19 protein-coding genes and 1 other RNA gene are annotated in these 16,630 nt (G+C 56.5%); 8 read left to right on the top strand and 12 right to left on the bottom strand.

The genetic code is table 11. The features are described 5' to 3' along the window. Positions 1 to 2: 2 nt before the first annotated feature. The 7 genes from AS136_RS03500 to ffh form a co-directional block, all read right to left on the bottom strand. The gene (locus AS136_RS03500) at positions 3 to 1,370 is read right to left on the bottom strand and encodes a PepSY-associated TM helix domain-containing protein (RefSeq protein ID WP_063266666.1); all 1,368 of its coding nucleotides are present in this window, start codon (positions 1,368 to 1,370) and stop codon (positions 3 to 5) included. A gap of 56 nt (positions 1,371 to 1,426) precedes the next feature. After that, on the bottom strand, positions 1,427 to 1,885 hold the full coding sequence (locus AS136_RS03495) for a DUF2946 domain-containing protein (protein WP_043876178.1): 459 nt from the start codon (positions 1,883 to 1,885) through the stop codon (positions 1,427 to 1,429). A gap of 118 nt (positions 1,886 to 2,003) precedes the next feature. Continuing rightward, positions 2,004 to 2,351 carry a 50S ribosomal protein L19 gene (rplS, locus tag AS136_RS03490; protein WP_002914145.1) on the bottom strand — a complete coding sequence of 116 codons (348 nt, stop codon included), beginning with the start codon at positions 2,349 to 2,351 and terminating at the stop codon, positions 2,004 to 2,006. Between the two features lie 39 nt (positions 2,352 to 2,390). After that, positions 2,391 to 3,158 carry a tRNA (guanosine(37)-N1)-methyltransferase TrmD gene (gene trmD, locus AS136_RS03485; RefSeq protein ID WP_008806092.1) on the bottom strand — a complete coding sequence of 256 codons (768 nt, stop codon included), beginning with the start codon at positions 3,156 to 3,158 and terminating at the stop codon, positions 2,391 to 2,393. A gap of 31 nt (positions 3,159 to 3,189) precedes the next feature. Beyond that, positions 3,190 to 3,738, bottom strand: coding sequence for a ribosome maturation factor RimM (rimM, locus tag AS136_RS03480; protein ID WP_008806093.1), 549 nt, complete (start codon positions 3,736 to 3,738; stop codon positions 3,190 to 3,192). 18 nt (positions 3,739 to 3,756) lie between these two features. Further along, the gene (gene rpsP / locus AS136_RS03475; protein ID WP_012540839.1) at positions 3,757 to 4,005 is read right to left on the bottom strand and encodes a 30S ribosomal protein S16; all 249 of its coding nucleotides are present in this window, start codon (positions 4,003 to 4,005) and stop codon (positions 3,757 to 3,759) included. Between the two features lie 238 nt (positions 4,006 to 4,243). Continuing rightward, complete coding sequence (ffh, locus tag AS136_RS03470; protein ID WP_002914152.1) at positions 4,244 to 5,608, bottom strand: signal recognition particle protein; 1,365 nt, start codon at positions 5,606 to 5,608, stop codon at positions 4,244 to 4,246. 163 nt (positions 5,609 to 5,771) lie between these two features. On the opposite strand from ffh, the gene AS136_RS03465 reads away from it, so the two are divergent. Further along, the gene (locus AS136_RS03465) at positions 5,772 to 6,563 is read left to right on the top strand and encodes a cytochrome C assembly family protein (RefSeq protein ID WP_002914153.1); all 792 of its coding nucleotides are present in this window, start codon (positions 5,772 to 5,774) and stop codon (positions 6,561 to 6,563) included. Between the two features lie 19 nt (positions 6,564 to 6,582). Beyond that, the gene (locus AS136_RS03460) at positions 6,583 to 7,869 is read left to right on the top strand and encodes an HlyC/CorC family transporter (RefSeq protein WP_012540838.1); all 1,287 of its coding nucleotides are present in this window, start codon (positions 6,583 to 6,585) and stop codon (positions 7,867 to 7,869) included. Positions 7,870 to 7,989: 120 nt separating this feature from the next. Here AS136_RS03460 and grpE read toward each other — a convergent pair whose 3' ends face one another. Further along, positions 7,990 to 8,580, bottom strand: coding sequence for a nucleotide exchange factor GrpE (grpE, locus tag AS136_RS03455; RefSeq protein WP_008806096.1), 591 nt, complete (start codon positions 8,578 to 8,580; stop codon positions 7,990 to 7,992). A gap of 124 nt (positions 8,581 to 8,704) precedes the next feature. Here grpE and nadK point away from each other — a divergent pair, with 124 nt between their 5' ends. From nadK to bamE, 3 genes are all read left to right on the top strand, one after another. After that, entirely contained in the window at positions 8,705 to 9,583 is an 879-nt protein-coding gene (nadK, locus tag AS136_RS03450; protein ID WP_002914158.1) for an NAD(+) kinase, read from the top strand. 86 nt (positions 9,584 to 9,669) lie between these two features. Further along, complete coding sequence (gene recN / locus AS136_RS03445) at positions 9,670 to 11,331, top strand: DNA repair protein RecN (RefSeq protein WP_012540837.1); 1,662 nt, start codon at positions 9,670 to 9,672, stop codon at positions 11,329 to 11,331. A gap of 147 nt (positions 11,332 to 11,478) precedes the next feature. Further along, positions 11,479 to 11,820 (top strand): outer membrane protein assembly factor BamE, encoded by a 342-nt coding sequence (bamE, locus tag AS136_RS03440; RefSeq protein ID WP_008806098.1) that lies wholly within the window; start codon positions 11,479 to 11,481, stop codon positions 11,818 to 11,820. A 69-nt stretch (positions 11,821 to 11,889) separates the two neighbouring features. Here the strand turns inward: bamE and AS136_RS03435 are convergent, their stop codons facing one another. Both AS136_RS03435 and AS136_RS03430 read right to left on the bottom strand, forming a co-directional pair. Further along, the gene (locus tag AS136_RS03435; protein ID WP_004145682.1) at positions 11,890 to 12,180 is read right to left on the bottom strand and encodes an RnfH family protein; all 291 of its coding nucleotides are present in this window, start codon (positions 12,178 to 12,180) and stop codon (positions 11,890 to 11,892) included. Then, a complete protein-coding gene (locus AS136_RS03430) occupies positions 12,170 to 12,607 on the bottom strand; it encodes a type II toxin-antitoxin system RatA family toxin (protein ID WP_008806099.1) in 438 nt (145 codons plus the stop codon). Before AS136_RS03430 ends, AS136_RS03435 begins: the two co-directional genes overlap by 11 nt. 149 nt (positions 12,608 to 12,756) lie before the next feature. Here AS136_RS03430 and smpB point away from each other — a divergent pair, with 149 nt between their 5' ends. Beyond that, positions 12,757 to 13,239 carry an SsrA-binding protein SmpB gene (smpB, locus tag AS136_RS03425; RefSeq protein ID WP_002914164.1) on the top strand — a complete coding sequence of 161 codons (483 nt, stop codon included), beginning with the start codon at positions 12,757 to 12,759 and terminating at the stop codon, positions 13,237 to 13,239. Between the two features lie 142 nt (positions 13,240 to 13,381). After that, positions 13,382 to 13,744: a transfer-messenger RNA gene (gene ssrA, locus AS136_RS03420) on the top strand. Between the two features lie 279 nt (positions 13,745 to 14,023). Here the strand turns inward: ssrA and AS136_RS03415 are convergent. Together AS136_RS03415 and AS136_RS03410 are read right to left on the bottom strand one after the other, a co-directional pair. Continuing rightward, the gene (locus tag AS136_RS03415) at positions 14,024 to 14,824 is read right to left on the bottom strand and encodes a hypothetical protein (protein WP_063266665.1); all 801 of its coding nucleotides are present in this window, start codon (positions 14,822 to 14,824) and stop codon (positions 14,024 to 14,026) included. A gap of 134 nt (positions 14,825 to 14,958) precedes the next feature. Then, a complete protein-coding gene (locus AS136_RS03410) occupies positions 14,959 to 15,843 on the bottom strand; it encodes a LysR family transcriptional regulator (protein ID WP_049156160.1) in 885 nt (294 codons plus the stop codon). Positions 15,844 to 16,054: 211 nt separating this feature from the next. On the opposite strand from AS136_RS03410, the gene AS136_RS03405 reads away from it, so the two are divergent. Then, a complete protein-coding gene (locus tag AS136_RS03405; protein WP_022065759.1) occupies positions 16,055 to 16,627 on the top strand; it encodes a flavin reductase family protein in 573 nt (190 codons plus the stop codon). The last annotated feature ends 3 nt before the right edge of the window (positions 16,628 to 16,630 follow it).

Genomic DNA, 16,630 nt, shown 5'->3' with positions numbered 1-16,630 from the left:
GCTTAATCGCTGGACTTCGCCATCCTCATTGCCGTTGCCGCGCGCCAGCGCAGGTAGTCAACGGCAATGAACAGCACCAGACTTGCCCCCATCAATGGCATGGCCAGACCCAGGGCTAACGCTATCCCCAGTACCAGCCCACGGGCGGGCCAGGCGAGCGACAGCCATGCCTGCAGCAGCGAATGCGCCGGATCCCAGACCGCCTGAGGCGGACGGCGGATCCACCACAGCCGGTAGCCCACGCCGATGGTGACGCACAGCGCGCAGCCGAACCCTACCAGCAGCAACTGATTCGCCAGACCAAAGAGGACCCCCATGTGGAAATCGACGCCCCAGCGGGTGAGTTTCGCCATCAGCGGGAAGTCGGCGAACCGGGTGCGATCCACCACCTGCATCGTGGCGCCATCGATCGCCACCGCGTCCACCTGCGTCGGCCAGCGGCGGTCGATCTCATTTACCGTCCAGGCACGTTCCTTCGAAACCGGCGGACGGATCTCCAGCCGGCTGGCGTTCAGCCCCGCCTGACGGGCCACCGCCAGTACCAGGTCAAACTGCGCTGGCTGCAGCACTGACTGATGCTGCATGGCCATCCCGTCCATATGATGCCCGGCGTGGGGATCGTGCGCCATCGGCGCCTCACCGTGCAGCAGGGTATTCACCTGCGGCGTCCACCAGCCGAAAGCCGCCCGCATTTTATCCACATTACCGCCAGCCCATTGCGACCAGGTCAGGCCGGTGGCGGAGAAGAGCAGCATGCCCAGCAGTAAGCCCCAGCCCAGCGTCACGTGCAACCGACGATGATTCTGCAGGACGTTATTGATCCGCCGTTTTGGACGTGTCATCGCCCACAGGGCAATGCCACCCAGCGCGGCAACCCACATCCATGAGGCAGCCAGTTCGCTGTATAACCTCCCGCTGTCGCCCAGCAGTAGCGAACGATGCGCATAATCAATCCACTGGCGCAGCGGCAGGATGCCGCTGGTACCGTAGACCGTCATATCGCCCTTCACCCGCAGCGAGATCGGATCGACGAAAATGGCCCGGGATTCTGACTCGCCCAGGCTCGGGTCAACAAACATAATCCGGGTGGTCTCCCCCATCGCGGGGGCCGGCCGCACCGCCAGTAGCCGAAGATTACCCTGGGTCGCTTCTTCCGCCACTGCAATCTGGGCGCTGAGCGGCTGCGGGGTCCCGTCGGCAAGGCCATGCAGCGCGTCGTGATAGAGCCAGTTTTCCAGCTGCGGCGTCGCCACGTACAGCGTGCCGGTCAGGGCAGCGACAAAGATAAACGGTCCGATAAACAGTCCGATGTAGAAATGGAGGCGACGCAGCAGGTTTAACCATGCCGCGCGCGAGGTGCAGGTTGTCATACTCTTCCTTTTTTAAAGCAAAAGAGGTTATTGCGCCGTGCGCAGATTGATTTTTATTAAAGGGAAAAAGCAGACAGTCGCGGCGGGGCGCGGGTTTCAGGGTAGAGCCAGGGGAAGTAGTGCCAGTGTTTTAATACCGGGCGAGAAGCCGGCAGGCGAATACGCCGCAGGAGCATGGCGACGAACAGCGCCAGCGCGAAAAGCAGCCCCGGGACATGGGCTAACAGCACGCAATAGCCACACGCTTCGGCATGGTCCAGCGGCAGTTCGTGTCCGGTATGCGTGGCGCCGTCTGTGCTATGCATCATCGCCATCTCGTGGTCGGGCATTTGCGCCATGCTCGCGGACGAGCTGTCCATCATCATGGCGTGATGCATGCCGGGCATCGCGCTCATGGGGTCTTTTTGCAGGGAGATGGAGATCAGGGGGGCCACGACGATCAACAGGATCGCCAACAGTGCCAGCCAGGCGGCTCGCCGTTTAGGTGTCGTTTGCTGGAAACTGTTGCTGACCACCGCCCCTCCGAATAGAGGGCGTATTGTAAATGATTTACATCACGATGGTTACAACAAAGATAAAAAAAGGGCCAGCCATCTGGCCAGCCCTTCTGTCAGGATGTCGCGAAAGCGAATCTTAGTTAAGACGCTCTTTGATACGAGCAGACTTACCAGTACGCTCACGCAGGTAGTACAGTTTAGCTTTACGTACAGCACCACGACGTTTAACAGCAATGCTGTCAACTACCGGAGAGTGAGTCTGGAAGACACGCTCAACGCCTTCGCCGTTGGAAATTTTGCGAACAGTGAATGCAGAGTGCAGACCGCGGTTACGAATAGCGATAACCACGCCCTCGAATGCCTGCAGACGTTTTTTGGAACCTTCAACAACCCATACTTTCACTTCCACGGTATCACCCGGACGGAAGGAAGGTACGTCCTGCTTCATCTGTTCTTGTTCAAGTTGCTTAATAATGTTGCTCATAATTTAATCTCTTATCCTGGGTAAACTGATATTGGGGGCTCACGCCTGCCCATCATGTTTATGCTGCTGTTGCGCGTGTTCGCTTTTGAACTGCGCCAGCAACTTTGCTTGCTCTTCAGTCAGAGCCAGGTTTTCCAGAAGTTCAGGTCTTCTAAGCCAGGTGCGGCCCAGCGACTGCTTCAGACGCCAGCGACGTATCTCAGCATGGTTTCCCGACAGCAATACTGGCGGTACTTCCATCTCTTCTAACACTTCAGGACGGGTATAGTGCGGGCAATCCAGCAACCCATCAGCAAAGGAATCTTCCGTTGCCGAAGCTTCATGGCCCAGTACTCCCGGAATGAACCGGGAAACGGAGTCAATCAGCGTCATTGCCGGTAACTCACCACCACTGAGAACGTAATCGCCGATTGACCATTCTTCGTCAATTTCGGTTTGGATTACGCGCTCGTCTATCCCTTCGTAGCGACCGCACACCAGAATCAGTTTCTGATTCGTTGCCAGTTCGCTGACGCCCGCTTGATCAAGCTTGCGTCCCTGAGGTGACAGATAAATCACCTTCGCGCCTTCACCTGCCGCGGCTTTTGCTGCATGAATAGCATCCCGTAAAGGTTGCACCATCATTAGCATCCCCGGTCCGCCGCCGTAAGGACGATCGTCCACGGTACGGTGCCGGTCATGAGCGAAGTCGCGAGGACTCCAGCTTTCGATGCTCAGCAGGCCATTTTTTACTGCCCGGCCAGTTACCCCGTAATCGGTAATTGCGCGGAACATTTCAGGAAACAGGCTAATTATGCCAATCCACATAGCGCCGTCTTTTACCGTTTATCCGGAGAATTTAAAAACCAGGATCCCAATCTACTTCGATAGTACGCGTAGTGAGATCGACTTTCTTGATAACCTGCCCATCGAGGAACGGAACCAACCGCTCCTTGATGCCAAATGCATCTTTCAGGTTTGCCTTGATGACGAGTACGTCATTAGACCCGGTTTCCATCATATCAATGACTTTACCGAGGCTATAGCCTTCCGTTGTCACTACCTGGCAGCCCATCAGGTCTTTCCAGTAGTAGTCACCCTCTTCCAGCTCCGGCAACTGCGATGAATCCACGATAATTTCGCAATTAGTCAGTAGATTCGCGGCATCACGATCGTCAACGCCTTTCAGCTTGATGATGATGTCCTGATTGTGGTGGCGCCAGCCTTCCAGCTCAACAACCTGCCACTGACCCGCCTTCTGGATTAACCAGGGCTGATAGTCAAAAATGCTTTCGGCGTCTTCGGTGGAGGAAAACACTCTGAGCCAACCACGGATACCGTAGGAAGAACCCATTTTCCCCAATACGATCGGATCAACAGGTGCTTGTGCGGTGTGTTGCTTGCTCATCATGACCACCGTGACAGATTAAGCTGCTTTGTTAGCGGCTTTGATCAGCGCGGCAACGCGATCGGAAACAGTAGCGCCCAGGCCAACCCAGTGAGCGATACGATCCAGATCCAGGCGAGTTTCTTCTTCCGCGCCGCTAGCGATCGGGTTGAAGAAACCAACGCGCTCGATGAAGCGACCGTTGCGTGCATTACGGCTGTCGGTGACAACAACCTGGTAGAACGGACGCTTTTTAGCGCCGTGACGTGCTAAACGAATAGTTACCATAACATCCTCTTGTGTGAATAAAACAACCGGGCCCCATCGAGGAACGGAGCCCGGTGTCATATTAAAAGCCCGAAAATTTTACTGATTTCTGTGCAAAAATCAATTCAAAACTATATACGCTAAATAATTCGAGTTGCAGGAAGGCGGCAAGTGAGTAAATCCCCGGGAGCGTACACAAGTACGTGACCGGGGTGAGCGAACGCAGCCAACGCATCTGCGGCTTGAATTATGACGCGTATTAGCGGCCCGGGAAGCCTGGCGGCATCATCCCTTTCATCCCGCGCATCATCTTCATCATGCCGCCTTTCGACTTCATCTTCTTCATCATGCGCTGCATGTCGTCGAACTGCTTGAGCAGACGGTTCACATCCTGCACCTGCATCCCGCAGCCGGCGGCGATACGGCGCTTACGTGAGCCTTTGATGATTTCCGGCTTGGCGCGCTCTTTCAGGGTCATCGAGTTGATGATGGCTTCCATACGCACCAGCACTTTGTCGTCCATCTGCGCTTTCACGTTGTCCGGGATCTGGCCCATACCCGGCAGCTTGCCCATCAGGCTGGCCATGCCGCCCATGTTTTTCATCTGACGCAGCTGCTCAAGGAAGTCCGTCAGATCGAAACCGTCGCCTTTCTTCAGTTTGGAGGCCAGTTTCTCGGCCTGCGCGCGGTCAACTTTGCTCTCGATATCTTCGATCAGCGACAGCACGTCGCCCATGCCGAGGATACGGGAAGCGACGCGGTCCGGATGGAACGGCTCCAGCGCTTCGGTTTTCTCGCCGACGCCGAGGAATTTAATCGGCTTGCCGGTAATATGGCGAATCGACAGCGCCGCGCCGCCGCGGGCGTCGCCGTCCACTTTGGTCAGCACCACGCCGGTCAGCGGCAGCGCTTCGTTAAAGGCCTTCGCGGTATTCGCCGCATCCTGGCCGGTCATCGCATCGACGACAAACAGGGTTTCAACCGGATTAATGGCGGCGTGGACGTGCTTGATTTCGTCCATCATCGCTTCGTCAACGTGCAGACGACCGGCTGTATCCACCAGCAGCACGTCGTAGAATTTGAGTTTCGCTTCTTTCAGCGCCGCGTTGACGATATCAACCGGCTTCTGGCCGACGTCAGACGGGAAGAAATCGACGCCGACCTGCTCGGCCAGGGTTTCCAGCTGTTTGATCGCCGCCGGGCGGTAAACGTCCGCGGAAACGACCAGCACTTTCTTCTTGTGCTTCTCGCGCAGGAATTTCCCCAGCTTACCGACGCTGGTGGTTTTACCGGCACCCTGCAGGCCCGCCATCAGCACCACGGCCGGCGGCTGCGCGGCCAGGTCGAGCGTCTGGTTCTCTTCGCCCATCGCCGCCACCAGCTCGTTGCGGACGATTTTGACGAACTCCTGACCCGGGGTCAGGCTTTTATTGACTTCATGGCCGACCGCGCTCTCTTTCACGCGGCTGATGAAATCACGAACCACCGGAAGCGCAACGTCCGCTTCCAGCAGCGCCATGCGCACTTCGCGCAGGGTGTCTTTAATATTGTCTTCTGTAAGGCGTCCGCGGCCGCTAATGTTGCGCAGCGTACGCGACAAACGATCGGTTAAATTATCAAACATTGTCTCTCGCCTGAGGTGGAAACGGTCGGTCGCCGCAGCGACACACAAAACGAATGTGGCGGAGTATAACACGACATCAATCTGAATGTGCTGCAACGGTTGGAGCAGAGGCCTGCTGACGTTATACTGCTTCTCTTTCTTATTTAGCCAACAGCCGACACCTATGCCTGTTTTTGCTCTACTCGCCCTTGTCGCCTACTCCGTCAGCCTCGCGCTGATTATCCCCGGCTTGCTGCAAAAAAACAGCAGCTGGCGGCGAATGGCGATTTTATCTGCGACTATCGCGTTGATCTGCCATGCTTTTGCGCTGGAAGCACGGATATTCCCCGGCGGCGAGAGCGGGCAAAACCTCAGCTTACTGAATGTCGGGTCGCTGGTCAGCCTGATGATCTGTACGGTGATGACTATCGTGGCCTCGCGCAATCGCGGCTGGCTGCTGCTGCCTATCGTCTATGCCTTCGCGCTGATCAATCTGGCCTTCGCCACTTTCGTGCCTAACGAATATATCACCCACCTGGAAACCACCCCGGGGATGCTGGTGCATATCGGCCTGTCGCTCTTCTCGTACGCCACGCTGATCATCGCCGCGCTGTATGCGCTGCAGCTGGCGTGGATCGACTACCAGTTAAAGAATAAAAAGCTGGCCTTCAGCAGCGAAATGCCGCCGCTGATGAGCATCGAGCGCAAAATGTTCCACATCACTCAGGTCGGCGTGGTGCTACTGACCCTGACGCTGTGCAGCGGCCTGTTCTATATGCACAATCTGTTCAGCAGCGAAAACATTGATAAAGCGGTGCTGTCGATTATTGCGTGGTTCGTCTATATCGTTCTGCTGTGGGGCCACTATCATGAAGGGTGGCGCGGACGTCGCGTGGTCTGGTTCAGCGTCGCTGGCGCCGGTCTGCTGACGCTGGCCTATTTTGGTAGCCGCGTGCTGCAGCAGTTCGTGAGCTAAGTCTTTTAAGGAATCCTACGTGGAACATATCTCCACCACCACGCTGATCATAACGCTGATCGTCATGGTGATTATCTCTGCCTATTTCTCCGGCTCCGAAACCGGCATGATGACGCTGAACCGCTATCGGCTGCGTCATATGGCGAAACAAGGCAACCGCCCCGCCAAGCGCGTGGAGAAGCTGCTGCGCAAGCCGGACCGCCTGATTAGCCTCGTGCTCATCGGCAATAACCTCGTCAACATTCTCGCCTCGGCGCTGGGCACCATCGTCGGCATGCGCCTGTACGGCGACGCCGGCGTCGCGATCGCCACTGGCGTGCTCACCTTTGTGGTACTGGTATTTGCCGAGGTGCTGCCGAAGACCATCGCCGCGCTCTATCCGGAAAAGGTCGCCTACCCCAGCAGCTTCCTGCTGGCGCCCCTGCAGGTGCTGATGATGCCGCTGGTGTGGCTGCTGAATACCATCACCCGCATGCTGATGCGCATGATGGGCATCCGCACCGATACCGTCATCAGCAGCGCTTTGAGCAAAGATGAACTGCGCACGATTGTGAATGAATCCCGTTCACAAATCTCCCGGCGCAACCAGGATATGCTGCTGTCGGTCCTGGATCTGGAAAAAGTCAGCGTTAACGACATCATGGTGCCGCGCAATGAGATTGTCGGCATCGACATCAATGATGACTGGAAATCTATCGTCCGCCAGCTGACCCACTCGCCACATGGCCGCATCGTGCTCTACCGCGATTCACTGGACGATGCCATCAGCATGCTGCGCGTTCGCGAAGCCTACCGTCTGATGACGGAGAAGAAAGAATTCACAAAAGAGATCATGCTGCGGGCGGCAGATGAGATCTACTTTGTTCCGGAAGGGACGCCGCTCAGCACCCAGCTGGTGAAATTTCAGCGCAATAAAAAGAAAGTGGGTCTGGTGGTCGATGAATACGGCGATATTCAGGGGCTGGTCACCGTCGAAGATATTCTTGAAGAGATTGTCGGCGACTTCACCACCTCCATGTCACCCACCCTGGCGGAGGAAGTGACCCCGCTTAACGACGGCACGGTGATTATCGACGGCAGCGCCAACGTTCGCGAAATCAACAAAGCGTTTAACTGGCACCTGCCGGAAGATGAAGCGCGCACCGTCAACGGTATCATCCTCGAAGCGCTGGAAGAGATCCCGGTCCCGGGCACCCGCGTGCGCATTGAGCAGTACGATATAGATATCCTCGACGTGCAGGACAACATGATCAAACAGGTGAAAGTGATGCCGGTGAAATCATTACGCGAGAGCGTCGCGGAGTAGCGCGAGCGAAGGAATTAACATCACGGTGGGCTGCGGCCCGCCGTTTTTTTATCTCGCGCCGGGAGCGGTGGCATAAAAAAACGGCCGCCCGCGGGCAGCCGTTGAGCAATGCAGCAGACGTTATTTCGCTTTCGCTACCGTCACCATCGCGGCGCGAATAGTACGGCCGTTCAGGGTATAACCTTTCTGCATCACGGCCAGCACGTTGCCCGCCGCCACGTCTTCAGATTCGACCATCGCAATGGCCTGGTGGACGTTCGGATCCAGCGGAACGTTGGTGTCGGCGATCACTTCCACGCCGAACTTACGCACCACGTCCAGCATGGATTTCAGGGTCAGTTCGATCCCTTCCACCATCGGCGCCAGGTCCGGATTAGCCTTGTCGGCCACTTCCAGCGCGCGGTCCAGGCTGTCGATCACCGGCAGCAGTTCATTGACGAATTTTTCCAGCGCGAATTTGTGCGCTTTCTCGATATCCTGCTCGGTACGGCGACGCAGGTTATCTTCGTCGGCTTTGGCACGCAGCATCACTTCACGTTCACGTTTCTGCGCTTCAGCCAGCTGGGCTTCCAGATTCGCAATTTTTTCATCGCGCGGATCCACCTGCTCAGCCGAAACTTCAGGCTCTACTGCCTCAACGTCGTCGTGCTGCTCCGTGATAATTTCTTCCGGGGCTTGCCCCTCAGGCGTTTTCTGTTCTTTACTACTCATGAATTTCTCCGCGTTTTTTTCGCATTCATCTCGCTAACTTCGCTTATTATGGGGATCAGTTTCCGGGTTTCAAGGGAAGCGGACAGATTGTCACTATTTCATTTAACGCAAGGACATCCAGATCATGAAGAACCATTTCAAGTGTATCGGCATTGTGGGACATCCTCGTCACCCCACCGCCCTGACCACACATGAAATGCTCTGGCGCTGGCTGTGCAGCAAAGGGTATGAAGTGCTGGTTGAACAGCAGATCGCCCATGAACTTCAGCTCAGCAACGTGAAAACCGGCACGCTGGCGGAGATTGGCCAACAGGCCGACCTCGCGGTGGTGGTGGGCGGCGACGGCAATATGCTCGGCGCGGCGCGGACCCTGGCCCGTTACGACATTAACGTCATCGGCATTAACCGCGGCAACCTCGGCTTTCTCACCGACCTTGACCCGGACAACGCCCTGCAGCAGCTCGCCGACGTGCTGGAAGGCCACTACATCGCCGAGAAACGCTTTCTGCTGGAGGCCCAGGTGTGCCAGCAGGATTGCCAGAAACGCATCAGCACCGCCATCAACGAAGTAGTGCTGCACCCCGGCAAAGTGGCGCATATGATTGAGTTCGAAGTCTATATCGACGAAGTCTTTGCGTTCTCTCAGCGCTCTGATGGCCTGATAATCTCCACCCCGACCGGCTCCACCGCTTATTCATTGTCGGCCGGCGGCCCGATCCTCACGCCGTCGCTGGACGCTATCACCCTGGTGCCGATGTTCCCGCACACCCTTTCAGCGCGACCGCTGGTGATCAACGGCGACAGCACCATCCGCCTGCGCTTCTCTCATCGCTGCAGCGATCTGGAGATCAGCTGCGACAGCCAGATTGCCCTGCCGATTCAGGATGGCGAAGACGTTCTCATTCGCCGCTGTGATTATCACCTCAATCTGATTCACCCTAAAGATTACAGCTATTTCAATACATTAAGCACCAAGCTCGGCTGGTCGAAAAAATTGTTCTGATTTACATCGCTGCCTCTTTACTGGATAAAAAACCAGTCTATACTGTACGAAAACACAGTATTGGTTTTTCATACAGGAAGGCAGCTATGTTGGCGCAACTCACCATCAGTAATTTTGCTATCGTTCGTGAACTGGAAATTGATTTCCACAGCGGCATGACCGCCATCACCGGGGAAACCGGCGCCGGGAAATCCATTGCCATCGACGCGCTGGGGCTGTGCCTCGGCGGCAGAGCGGAAGCCGACATGGTGCGTCGCGGCGCCACCCGCGCCGACCTGTGCGCGCGCTTCGCGCTGAAAGATACCCCGGCCGCCCAGCGCTGGCTGGAAGAGAACCAGCTGGAGAGCGGGCGTGAGTGTTTACTTCGCCGGGTGATCAGCGCCGACGGCCGTTCGCGCGGCTTTATCAACGGCACCGCCGTCCCGCTCTCGCAGCTGCGCGAGCTGGGCCAGCTGCTGATCCAGATCCACGGCCAGCATGCGCACCAGCTGTTGACCAAACCCGAACACCAGAAAACGCTGCTCGACGGCTATACCGGTGAGTATGCGCTCACTCAGCGCATGGCCGAGCATTACCGCCAGTGGCACCAGAGTTGCCGCGAGCTGGCCCTGCACCAGCAGCAGAGCCAGGAGCGCGCCGCCCGCGCCGATCTGCTGCAGTACCAGCTTAAAGAGCTGAACGAATTTAACCCGCTGCCGGGAGAATTCGAGCAGATTGACGAAGAGTACAAGCGTCTGGCCAACAGCGGCCAGCTGCTCAGCACCTGCCAGCACGCCCTGACGGTACTGGCGGACGGCGAAGAGGCCAATCTGCAGAGCCTGCTTTATACCGCGAAGCAGCTGGTCAGCGAGCTGGTGGGTATGGACAGCAAGCTTTCCGGCGTGCTGGATATGCTGGAAGAGGCGGCCATTCAGCTCAGCGAGGCCAGCGACGAGCTGCGCCACTATCACGACCGTCTGGATCTCGATCCGAACCGTCTGTTCGAACTTGAGCAGCGGATTTCCCGGCAAATCGCGCTGGCGCGTAAACACCAGGTAATGCCGGAAGAGCTGCCGGCGGTTTATCAGGCGATGCTGGAAGAGCAGCGCCTGCTGGACGATAGCGCCGGCTCGCTGGAATCCCTCAGCCAGCAGGTGGTCGAACATCATCAGCTGGCGCTGGAGACCGCGCGTCAGTTGCACGCCCTGCGCCAGGCCAGCGCCGACGAGCTGACCCAGCTTATCACCGAGAGTATGCACTCACTTTCGATGCCGCACGGGATCTTCGCGATTGAGGTCGCTTTCGATGAACGCCATCTCACCGCCGACGGCGCCGATCATATTGAGTTCCGCGTCACCACTAACCCCGGTCAGCCGCTGCAGCCGATCGCGAAAGTGGCCTCCGGCGGCGAACTGTCGCGTATTGCGCTGGCGATTCAGGTGATCACCGCGCGTAAAATGGAAACCCCGGCGCTGATCTTCGACGAAGTGGACGTCGGCATCAGCGGCCCGACCGCCGCCGTGGTCGGCAAGCTGCTGCGCCAGCTGGGCGAGTCCACGCAGGTGATGTGCGTGACCCACCTGCCGCAGGTTGCGGGCTGCGGCCACCATCATTTCTTTGTCTGCAAAGAGACCGATGGCGAGATGACCGAAACCCATATGCAGCCGCTGGATAAGCGCGCTCGTCTACAGGAGCTGGCTCGTCTGCTGGGCGGCAGCGAGGTCACGCGCAACACCCTGGCGAACGCGAAAGAGTTGCTTGCGGCGTAAACTTTTTGATTTTCACAGGGTCATAGTGAACAGCAAATTGCCTGCTGACCTGCAGCCGGAGGTTTCCATCGGCGCAAAGGTCTATTATTATCGGCATATTACAGATGAGCCACGTACTGCTCGGGCCCAAAAAGGAATCAAATCACTATGCGCTGTAAAACGCTGACTGCTGCCGCAGCGGTTCTTCTTATGTTGACCGCAGGCTGTTCCACTCTGGAACGAGTGGTTTACCGTCCTGACATCAACCAGGGTAACTATCTGGCACCTAACGATGTAGCAAAAATTCGTGTCGGTATGACGCAACAGCAGGTTGCTTATGCTCTCGGAACGCCAATGATGTCGGATCCGTTCGGCACCAACACCTGGTTCTATGTATTCCGTCAGGAGCCAGGCCACGAGAAAGTGACTCAGCAGACCCTGACCCTGACCTTCAACAGCGGCGGCGTGTTAACTAACATTGATAACAAGCCCGCGCTGACCAGTCAGTAAGGCCCGAAAAAGCAAAAAGCGCTCAATGAGCGCTTTTTTTATGGCTGATAGCCGGTCTGCTGCTGCGGGTTACTTCGCAGCGCTTTTCTCTGCCCGCTGGCGACGCAGCTCTTTCGGGTCTGCGATCAGCGGTCGATAGATTTCGACCCGGTCGCCGTCGTGAACTTCGTCATGCAGCTTAACCGGACGACTGTAGATCCCCAGCTTGTTCTTCGCCAGATCGATATCATCACGCAAGGCCAATAGCCCGCTGGCGATAATCGCCTGCTCGACCGTCGCTCCCTCATCCAGGGTGACTCGCTGCAAATACTGCTTTTCAGGCAGCGCGTAGGCGACTTCAACACGAATATTAGCTGGCACTGTAGACCTCTTTGGCGCGCGAAGTGAACGCCTGCACCATGTTGGCAGCCAGCTCTTTGAAGACCCGGCCAAAGGCCATCTCAATCAGCTTATTGGTAAACTCAAAATCGAGATGGAACTCGATTTTGCACGCCTCGGGGCTCAGCGGAATAAACTTCCAGCCGCCAATCAGCTTCTTGAACGGGCCATCCACCAGGCTCATCAAAATGCTCTGGTTGCTGGTCAGTGTATTCCGGGTCGTGAAGGTCTTACTGATGCCGGCTTTGGACACATCAACCGCCGCCGTCATTTGCGTCGGCCCGAATTCCAGCACGCGGCTACCGGTGCAGCCTGGCAGAAAATCAGGATAGGACTTCACATCGTTTACCAGTTGATACATCTGTTCCGCGCTGAAAGGCACCAGCGCAGTACGGCTAATCTGAGGCATAGCAGGTTCCACATTTAAACACAGTGCAAATAATATCATTTATCTGCTGCTAAAAAAAACGCTGTGCCGCAACTCGTGCTAAGATGCGCAGTACACCTCGCAGGATGCGATCGAGGTAACTGTGTATAAGACGATGACTTCAGGACATTATGACTAAGAAAAAAGCCCACAAACCTGGATCAGCCACCATTGCGCTGAATAAACGCGCCCGTCACGAATACTTTATCGAAGATGAATACGAGGCTGGTCTCGCCCTGCAGGGCTGGGAAGTCAAATCCCTGCGTGCAGGCAAAGCCAACATCGGCGATAGCTATGTCATCCTGAAGGATGGCGAAGCCTTCCTGTTCGGCGCCAACTTTACGCCCATGGCCGTGGCTTCCACCCACTATGTGTGCGACCCGACGCGCACTCGTAAGCTGCTGCTTAACCAGCGTGAGCTGGACACGCTATACGGCCGCATTAACCGCGAAGGTTACACCGTCGTCGCCCTGTCGCTGTACTGGAAGAACGCCTGGTGCAAAGTGAAAATCGGCGTCGCCAAAGGTAAGAAACAGCACGACAAGCGTACCGACCTGAAGGATCGTGAATGGGCGCTGGACAAGGCGCGTATTATGAAGCACGCCGGACGCTAACCCCCTCCCCGAGGGCCAGCTCTCGCTGGCCCTTACGCTATATCCTTGTTGATGCTGCTTTTTCATCTACCCCGTTGAAACAATCCTGCGTAATGGGGCTGGTAACGACATTCACAAATCTGTTATACTTGACCTACACATTGGGGCTGATTCTGGATTCGACGGGATTTGCGAAACCCAAGGTGCATGCCGAGGGGCGGTTGGCCTCGTAAAAAGCCGCAAAAAATAGTCGCAAACGACGAAAACTACGCTTTAGCAGCTTAATAACCTGCTCTGAGCCCTCTCTCCCTAGCTTCCGCTCTTAAGACGGGGATCAAAGAGAGGTCAAACCCAAAAGAGATCGCGTGGATGCCCTGCCTGGGGTTGAAGCGTTAAATCTAATCAGGCTAGTTTGTTAGTGGCGTGTCTGTCCGCAGCTGGCAAGCGAATGTAAAGACTGACTAAGCATGTAGTGCCGAGGATGTAGGAATTTCGGACGCGGGTTCAACTCCCGCCAGCTCCACCAAAATTCTCCATCGGTGATTACCAGAGTCATCCGATGAAGTCCTGAAAGCCCGCACGGCGCAAGCCCTGCGGGCTTTTTTGTGCCTTGAATTTATCCCGCGAAGTCCGAAGAGAACTCATTAAATCCGAACCTTTTAGGCCCATTGATAGGCCCAACGAAAAGCTCTGTTGTTTTCGCGCTACCAATTACCCGCCAACCCCCCCTCTCAGAACTAGACCTCCCACGACACTCGCACAACCCTTTCACCCTCCGGCCGCGTTAGCGGCCGGAGAGATAGATTTACCCCTTGGCAGAATACACGTCCAGCATGGCAAGGACCGCCCGACGCGCTGCATCGTCTGCGATATTGTCAGGCAGCGCATCAGCCCGCAGAGTGACATAAGCGTCAGCAGCCCTTCGAATGGCAATCCCGACGGAGTGACGATCGTGTGTTGCCAGGGTGGAAGTCAGCAGGCCATCGGGATCAATGCCGAGGGCTTCTATTCGGCGAACACCGCGTTGCGGTAGATTGGCGCGACGGAACAGCATCGGCCCCAGCACTTGTTCCCGGAAGAAAGACAGCATCCCCAGCGCTTCGAAGAGTTCGCCCCTGCCCAGTTTAACCCCGGCATAATGCAGCCAGATCCAGGCTCGGGACTCAAACCACTCCGGCGTCATGTTCGGCCAGTGCGCGCTAAATTTTGCCAGCTGTCGCTCGAGAGCATCGCTATCACGGGTAAATAGCACGGCAGGCTCCTCAACGCGCTGAGTGAGCATGTCCAGGGTGATAAATTTCAGATCGACATGCAGAAGTTCCGGGCCAAACAGGCAGATCAGCAGGCGAGGCTCACCGACGTGTTCCCCGGTGAAAGCATGCAGCAGATGGCCGAGCGTTCCGGCGAACGCCATACGCTGAGCCATGATTTCGTCATAATAGAGAGGGTCGACCACCACCACGAAATCCAGATCGGAGTATTGATCAAACCCGCCATGGATAAACGAGCCGCCGGCGAGAAGGGCGTGGATCCGCGAATCAGACTGTAATTTAAGCTTCAGTTGCTCTGCAAAACTTCTGTGTAAATCGGGTAGCGTATTAAGCATACTTTTTCCTGTTCACAAAAAAGACAAAGCATTACAGAATATCCAGCGATTCATCAGCAGACCAGATATTTCTGCTGGAACCCTCCCCTCCCTGGCGGGGCTCCCGACGCGCTATATCGGAAGCAATACCTCCCTCAAACCACCTCGTTCATCCACTCAGCAAACGCCCGCACAGCGGGAGAGAGAAAGCGCTGGTGCGGATAGAGCAATGTGACGGGTACCGGGGGCAGTTGCCAGTCCGTCAGCACTTCCACCAGTCTCCCCTCCTGCAGGTGGTCAGCAACGATATTCTCCGCCAGCTGCGCCAGCCCGAAGCCCGCCAGGCACATTTTTATATAGAGCCCCGTTTCATTCACCGCGGCGTTGCCGCTGACGGGTACAGAAAAGGTCTCGCCGTGGCGAACAAAGCGGAACTCATCGGCCCGTCTCGCCTGGCCGGAGAAATAATGCACCGCCCGGTGCTGAGAGAGCGCCTCCGGTGACGACGGCACGCCATATTCCCTGAGATAGTCCGGCGACGCGCAGGTTACCCAGCGAAAGCGGCCCAGAGGGCGGGCCACCAGGCTGGAGTTGTTCAGCTCTCCCATGCGTATCACGCAGTCGACGCCTTCCTGAATGAGATCGACCTGCCGATCGCTGACGCCGATCATCAGGTAGATATCGGGATAGCGCCGGTAAAAGTCCGGCAGATGCGGCATGACGATGAAATGCGCGATGCCCGCGGGCATATCAACCCGCAGGCGCCCCTGAGGCCGCGCGACAGACTCGCTCAGGCTGGATTCGCTATGTTCGATGAGGGCGAGAATTTCCCGGCACTGCGCCAGATACTGCAGCCCTTCCGGAGTGAGACTCACGCGCCTTGTGGTCCGGTTCAGCAGCCGCACCTTCAGGTATTGCTCAAGGTTTTTAATGGTACTGGTGACAGTGGAGGCAGGCAGGGAAAGGGTTTCCGCGGCGCGCACGAAGCTCCCTGCCTCCGCGACGCGCATAAACATCTGCATAGCCTGGATACGATCCACCTTCTTTCTCTCCTGAAGCAAGCAACTTACCGACAGACGGCATGATTATTCGTTAATTATGAATAATGAAAACAATTTACGCACCTTTTTGCGCTTAATAGCCTGGCGTATCGTTGCGCTATGGGTATCGCGTGAGGGGCCCAAAATGGCCATGCCCTCAATAAATATCCAGAGAATCATAACGTTAAATAACACGCATAAAGGAAAAATAATGTCCGTGCAACCTGTCGAATTAAGTAAGGCCTATCGTTTATTGCAGGTCGGGTCCACCACCATGATTTCCGCAAAATATGATGGCGTCGAAAATGTCATGTCAGCCGCCTGGGTTGGGCTGGCAGGCGAGCGAAAAGTGGTGGCCTATATCGGCCCCCAGGCCTTCACTCGTCAGCTGGTGGAAAAGAGCGGCTATTTCGTGGTGCAGATCCCCGTAGTCAGCCAGATGGCAACCGTCCTCTACGCTGGCGGGCGCAGCTATGCCGACGCGCCGGATAAAAATGACTCCATCCCCTTCATTTATCAGCCGGGGTTCGACATCCCCCTCGTGGCAGGCTGCGCGGGCTGGCTGGTGTGCAAAGTGATGCCCTACCCGGACATTCAGCAACAGCACAATCTGTTTATGGGCGATATCGTCGCCGCCTGGAGCGATGATCGGGTATTCCGTAACGGACACTGGATCTTTGATGATGCGCCGGACGAGCTGCGGACCGTTCACTATGTCGCAGGCGGGCAGTTCTATGCCATCGGCAAAGGCAGCAAATTTGATCATGGACCGGGTCAGGACTGATCC

Origin of the sequence: Klebsiella sp. D5A (assembly GCF_001620885.1) — a bacterium.
Lineage (GTDB): Bacteria > Pseudomonadota > Gammaproteobacteria > Enterobacterales > Enterobacteriaceae > Klebsiella > Klebsiella variicola.
The sequence above is the reverse complement of the archived record's forward strand: the minus strand, read 5'-3'. Positions and strand labels throughout refer to the sequence as shown.

Coding starts and splice junctions, on each gene's coding strand:
- grpE (WP_008806096.1), bottom strand. CDS start 8,580: ATGAGTAGTAAAGAACAGAAAACGCCTGAGGGGCAAGCCCCGGAAGAA.
- bamE (WP_008806098.1), top strand. CDS start 11,479: ATGCGCTGTAAAACGCTGACTGCTGCCGCAGCGGTTCTTCTTATGTTG.
- smpB (WP_002914164.1), top strand. CDS start 12,757: ATGACTAAGAAAAAAGCCCACAAACCTGGATCAGCCACCATTGCGCTG.
- nadK (WP_002914158.1), top strand. CDS start 8,705: ATGAAGAACCATTTCAAGTGTATCGGCATTGTGGGACATCCTCGTCAC.
- rpsP (WP_012540839.1), bottom strand. CDS start 4,005: ATGGTAACTATTCGTTTAGCACGTCACGGCGCTAAAAAGCGTCCGTTC.
- recN (WP_012540837.1), top strand. CDS start 9,670: ATGTTGGCGCAACTCACCATCAGTAATTTTGCTATCGTTCGTGAACTG.
- AS136_RS03465 (WP_002914153.1), top strand. CDS start 5,772: ATGCCTGTTTTTGCTCTACTCGCCCTTGTCGCCTACTCCGTCAGCCTC.
- AS136_RS03415 (WP_063266665.1), bottom strand. CDS start 14,824: ATGCTTAATACGCTACCCGATTTACACAGAAGTTTTGCAGAGCAACTG.
- rplS (WP_002914145.1), bottom strand. CDS start 2,351: ATGAGCAACATTATTAAGCAACTTGAACAAGAACAGATGAAGCAGGAC.
- AS136_RS03405 (WP_022065759.1), top strand. CDS start 16,055: ATGTCCGTGCAACCTGTCGAATTAAGTAAGGCCTATCGTTTATTGCAG.
- AS136_RS03500 (WP_063266666.1), bottom strand. CDS start 1,370: ATGACAACCTGCACCTCGCGCGCGGCATGGTTAAACCTGCTGCGTCGC.
- ffh (WP_002914152.1), bottom strand. CDS start 5,608: ATGTTTGATAATTTAACCGATCGTTTGTCGCGTACGCTGCGCAACATT.
- rimM (WP_008806093.1), bottom strand. CDS start 3,738: ATGAGCAAGCAACACACCGCACAAGCACCTGTTGATCCGATCGTATTG.
- AS136_RS03430 (WP_008806099.1), bottom strand. CDS start 12,607: ATGCCTCAGATTAGCCGTACTGCGCTGGTGCCTTTCAGCGCGGAACAG.
- trmD (WP_008806092.1), bottom strand. CDS start 3,158: ATGTGGATTGGCATAATTAGCCTGTTTCCTGAAATGTTCCGCGCAATT.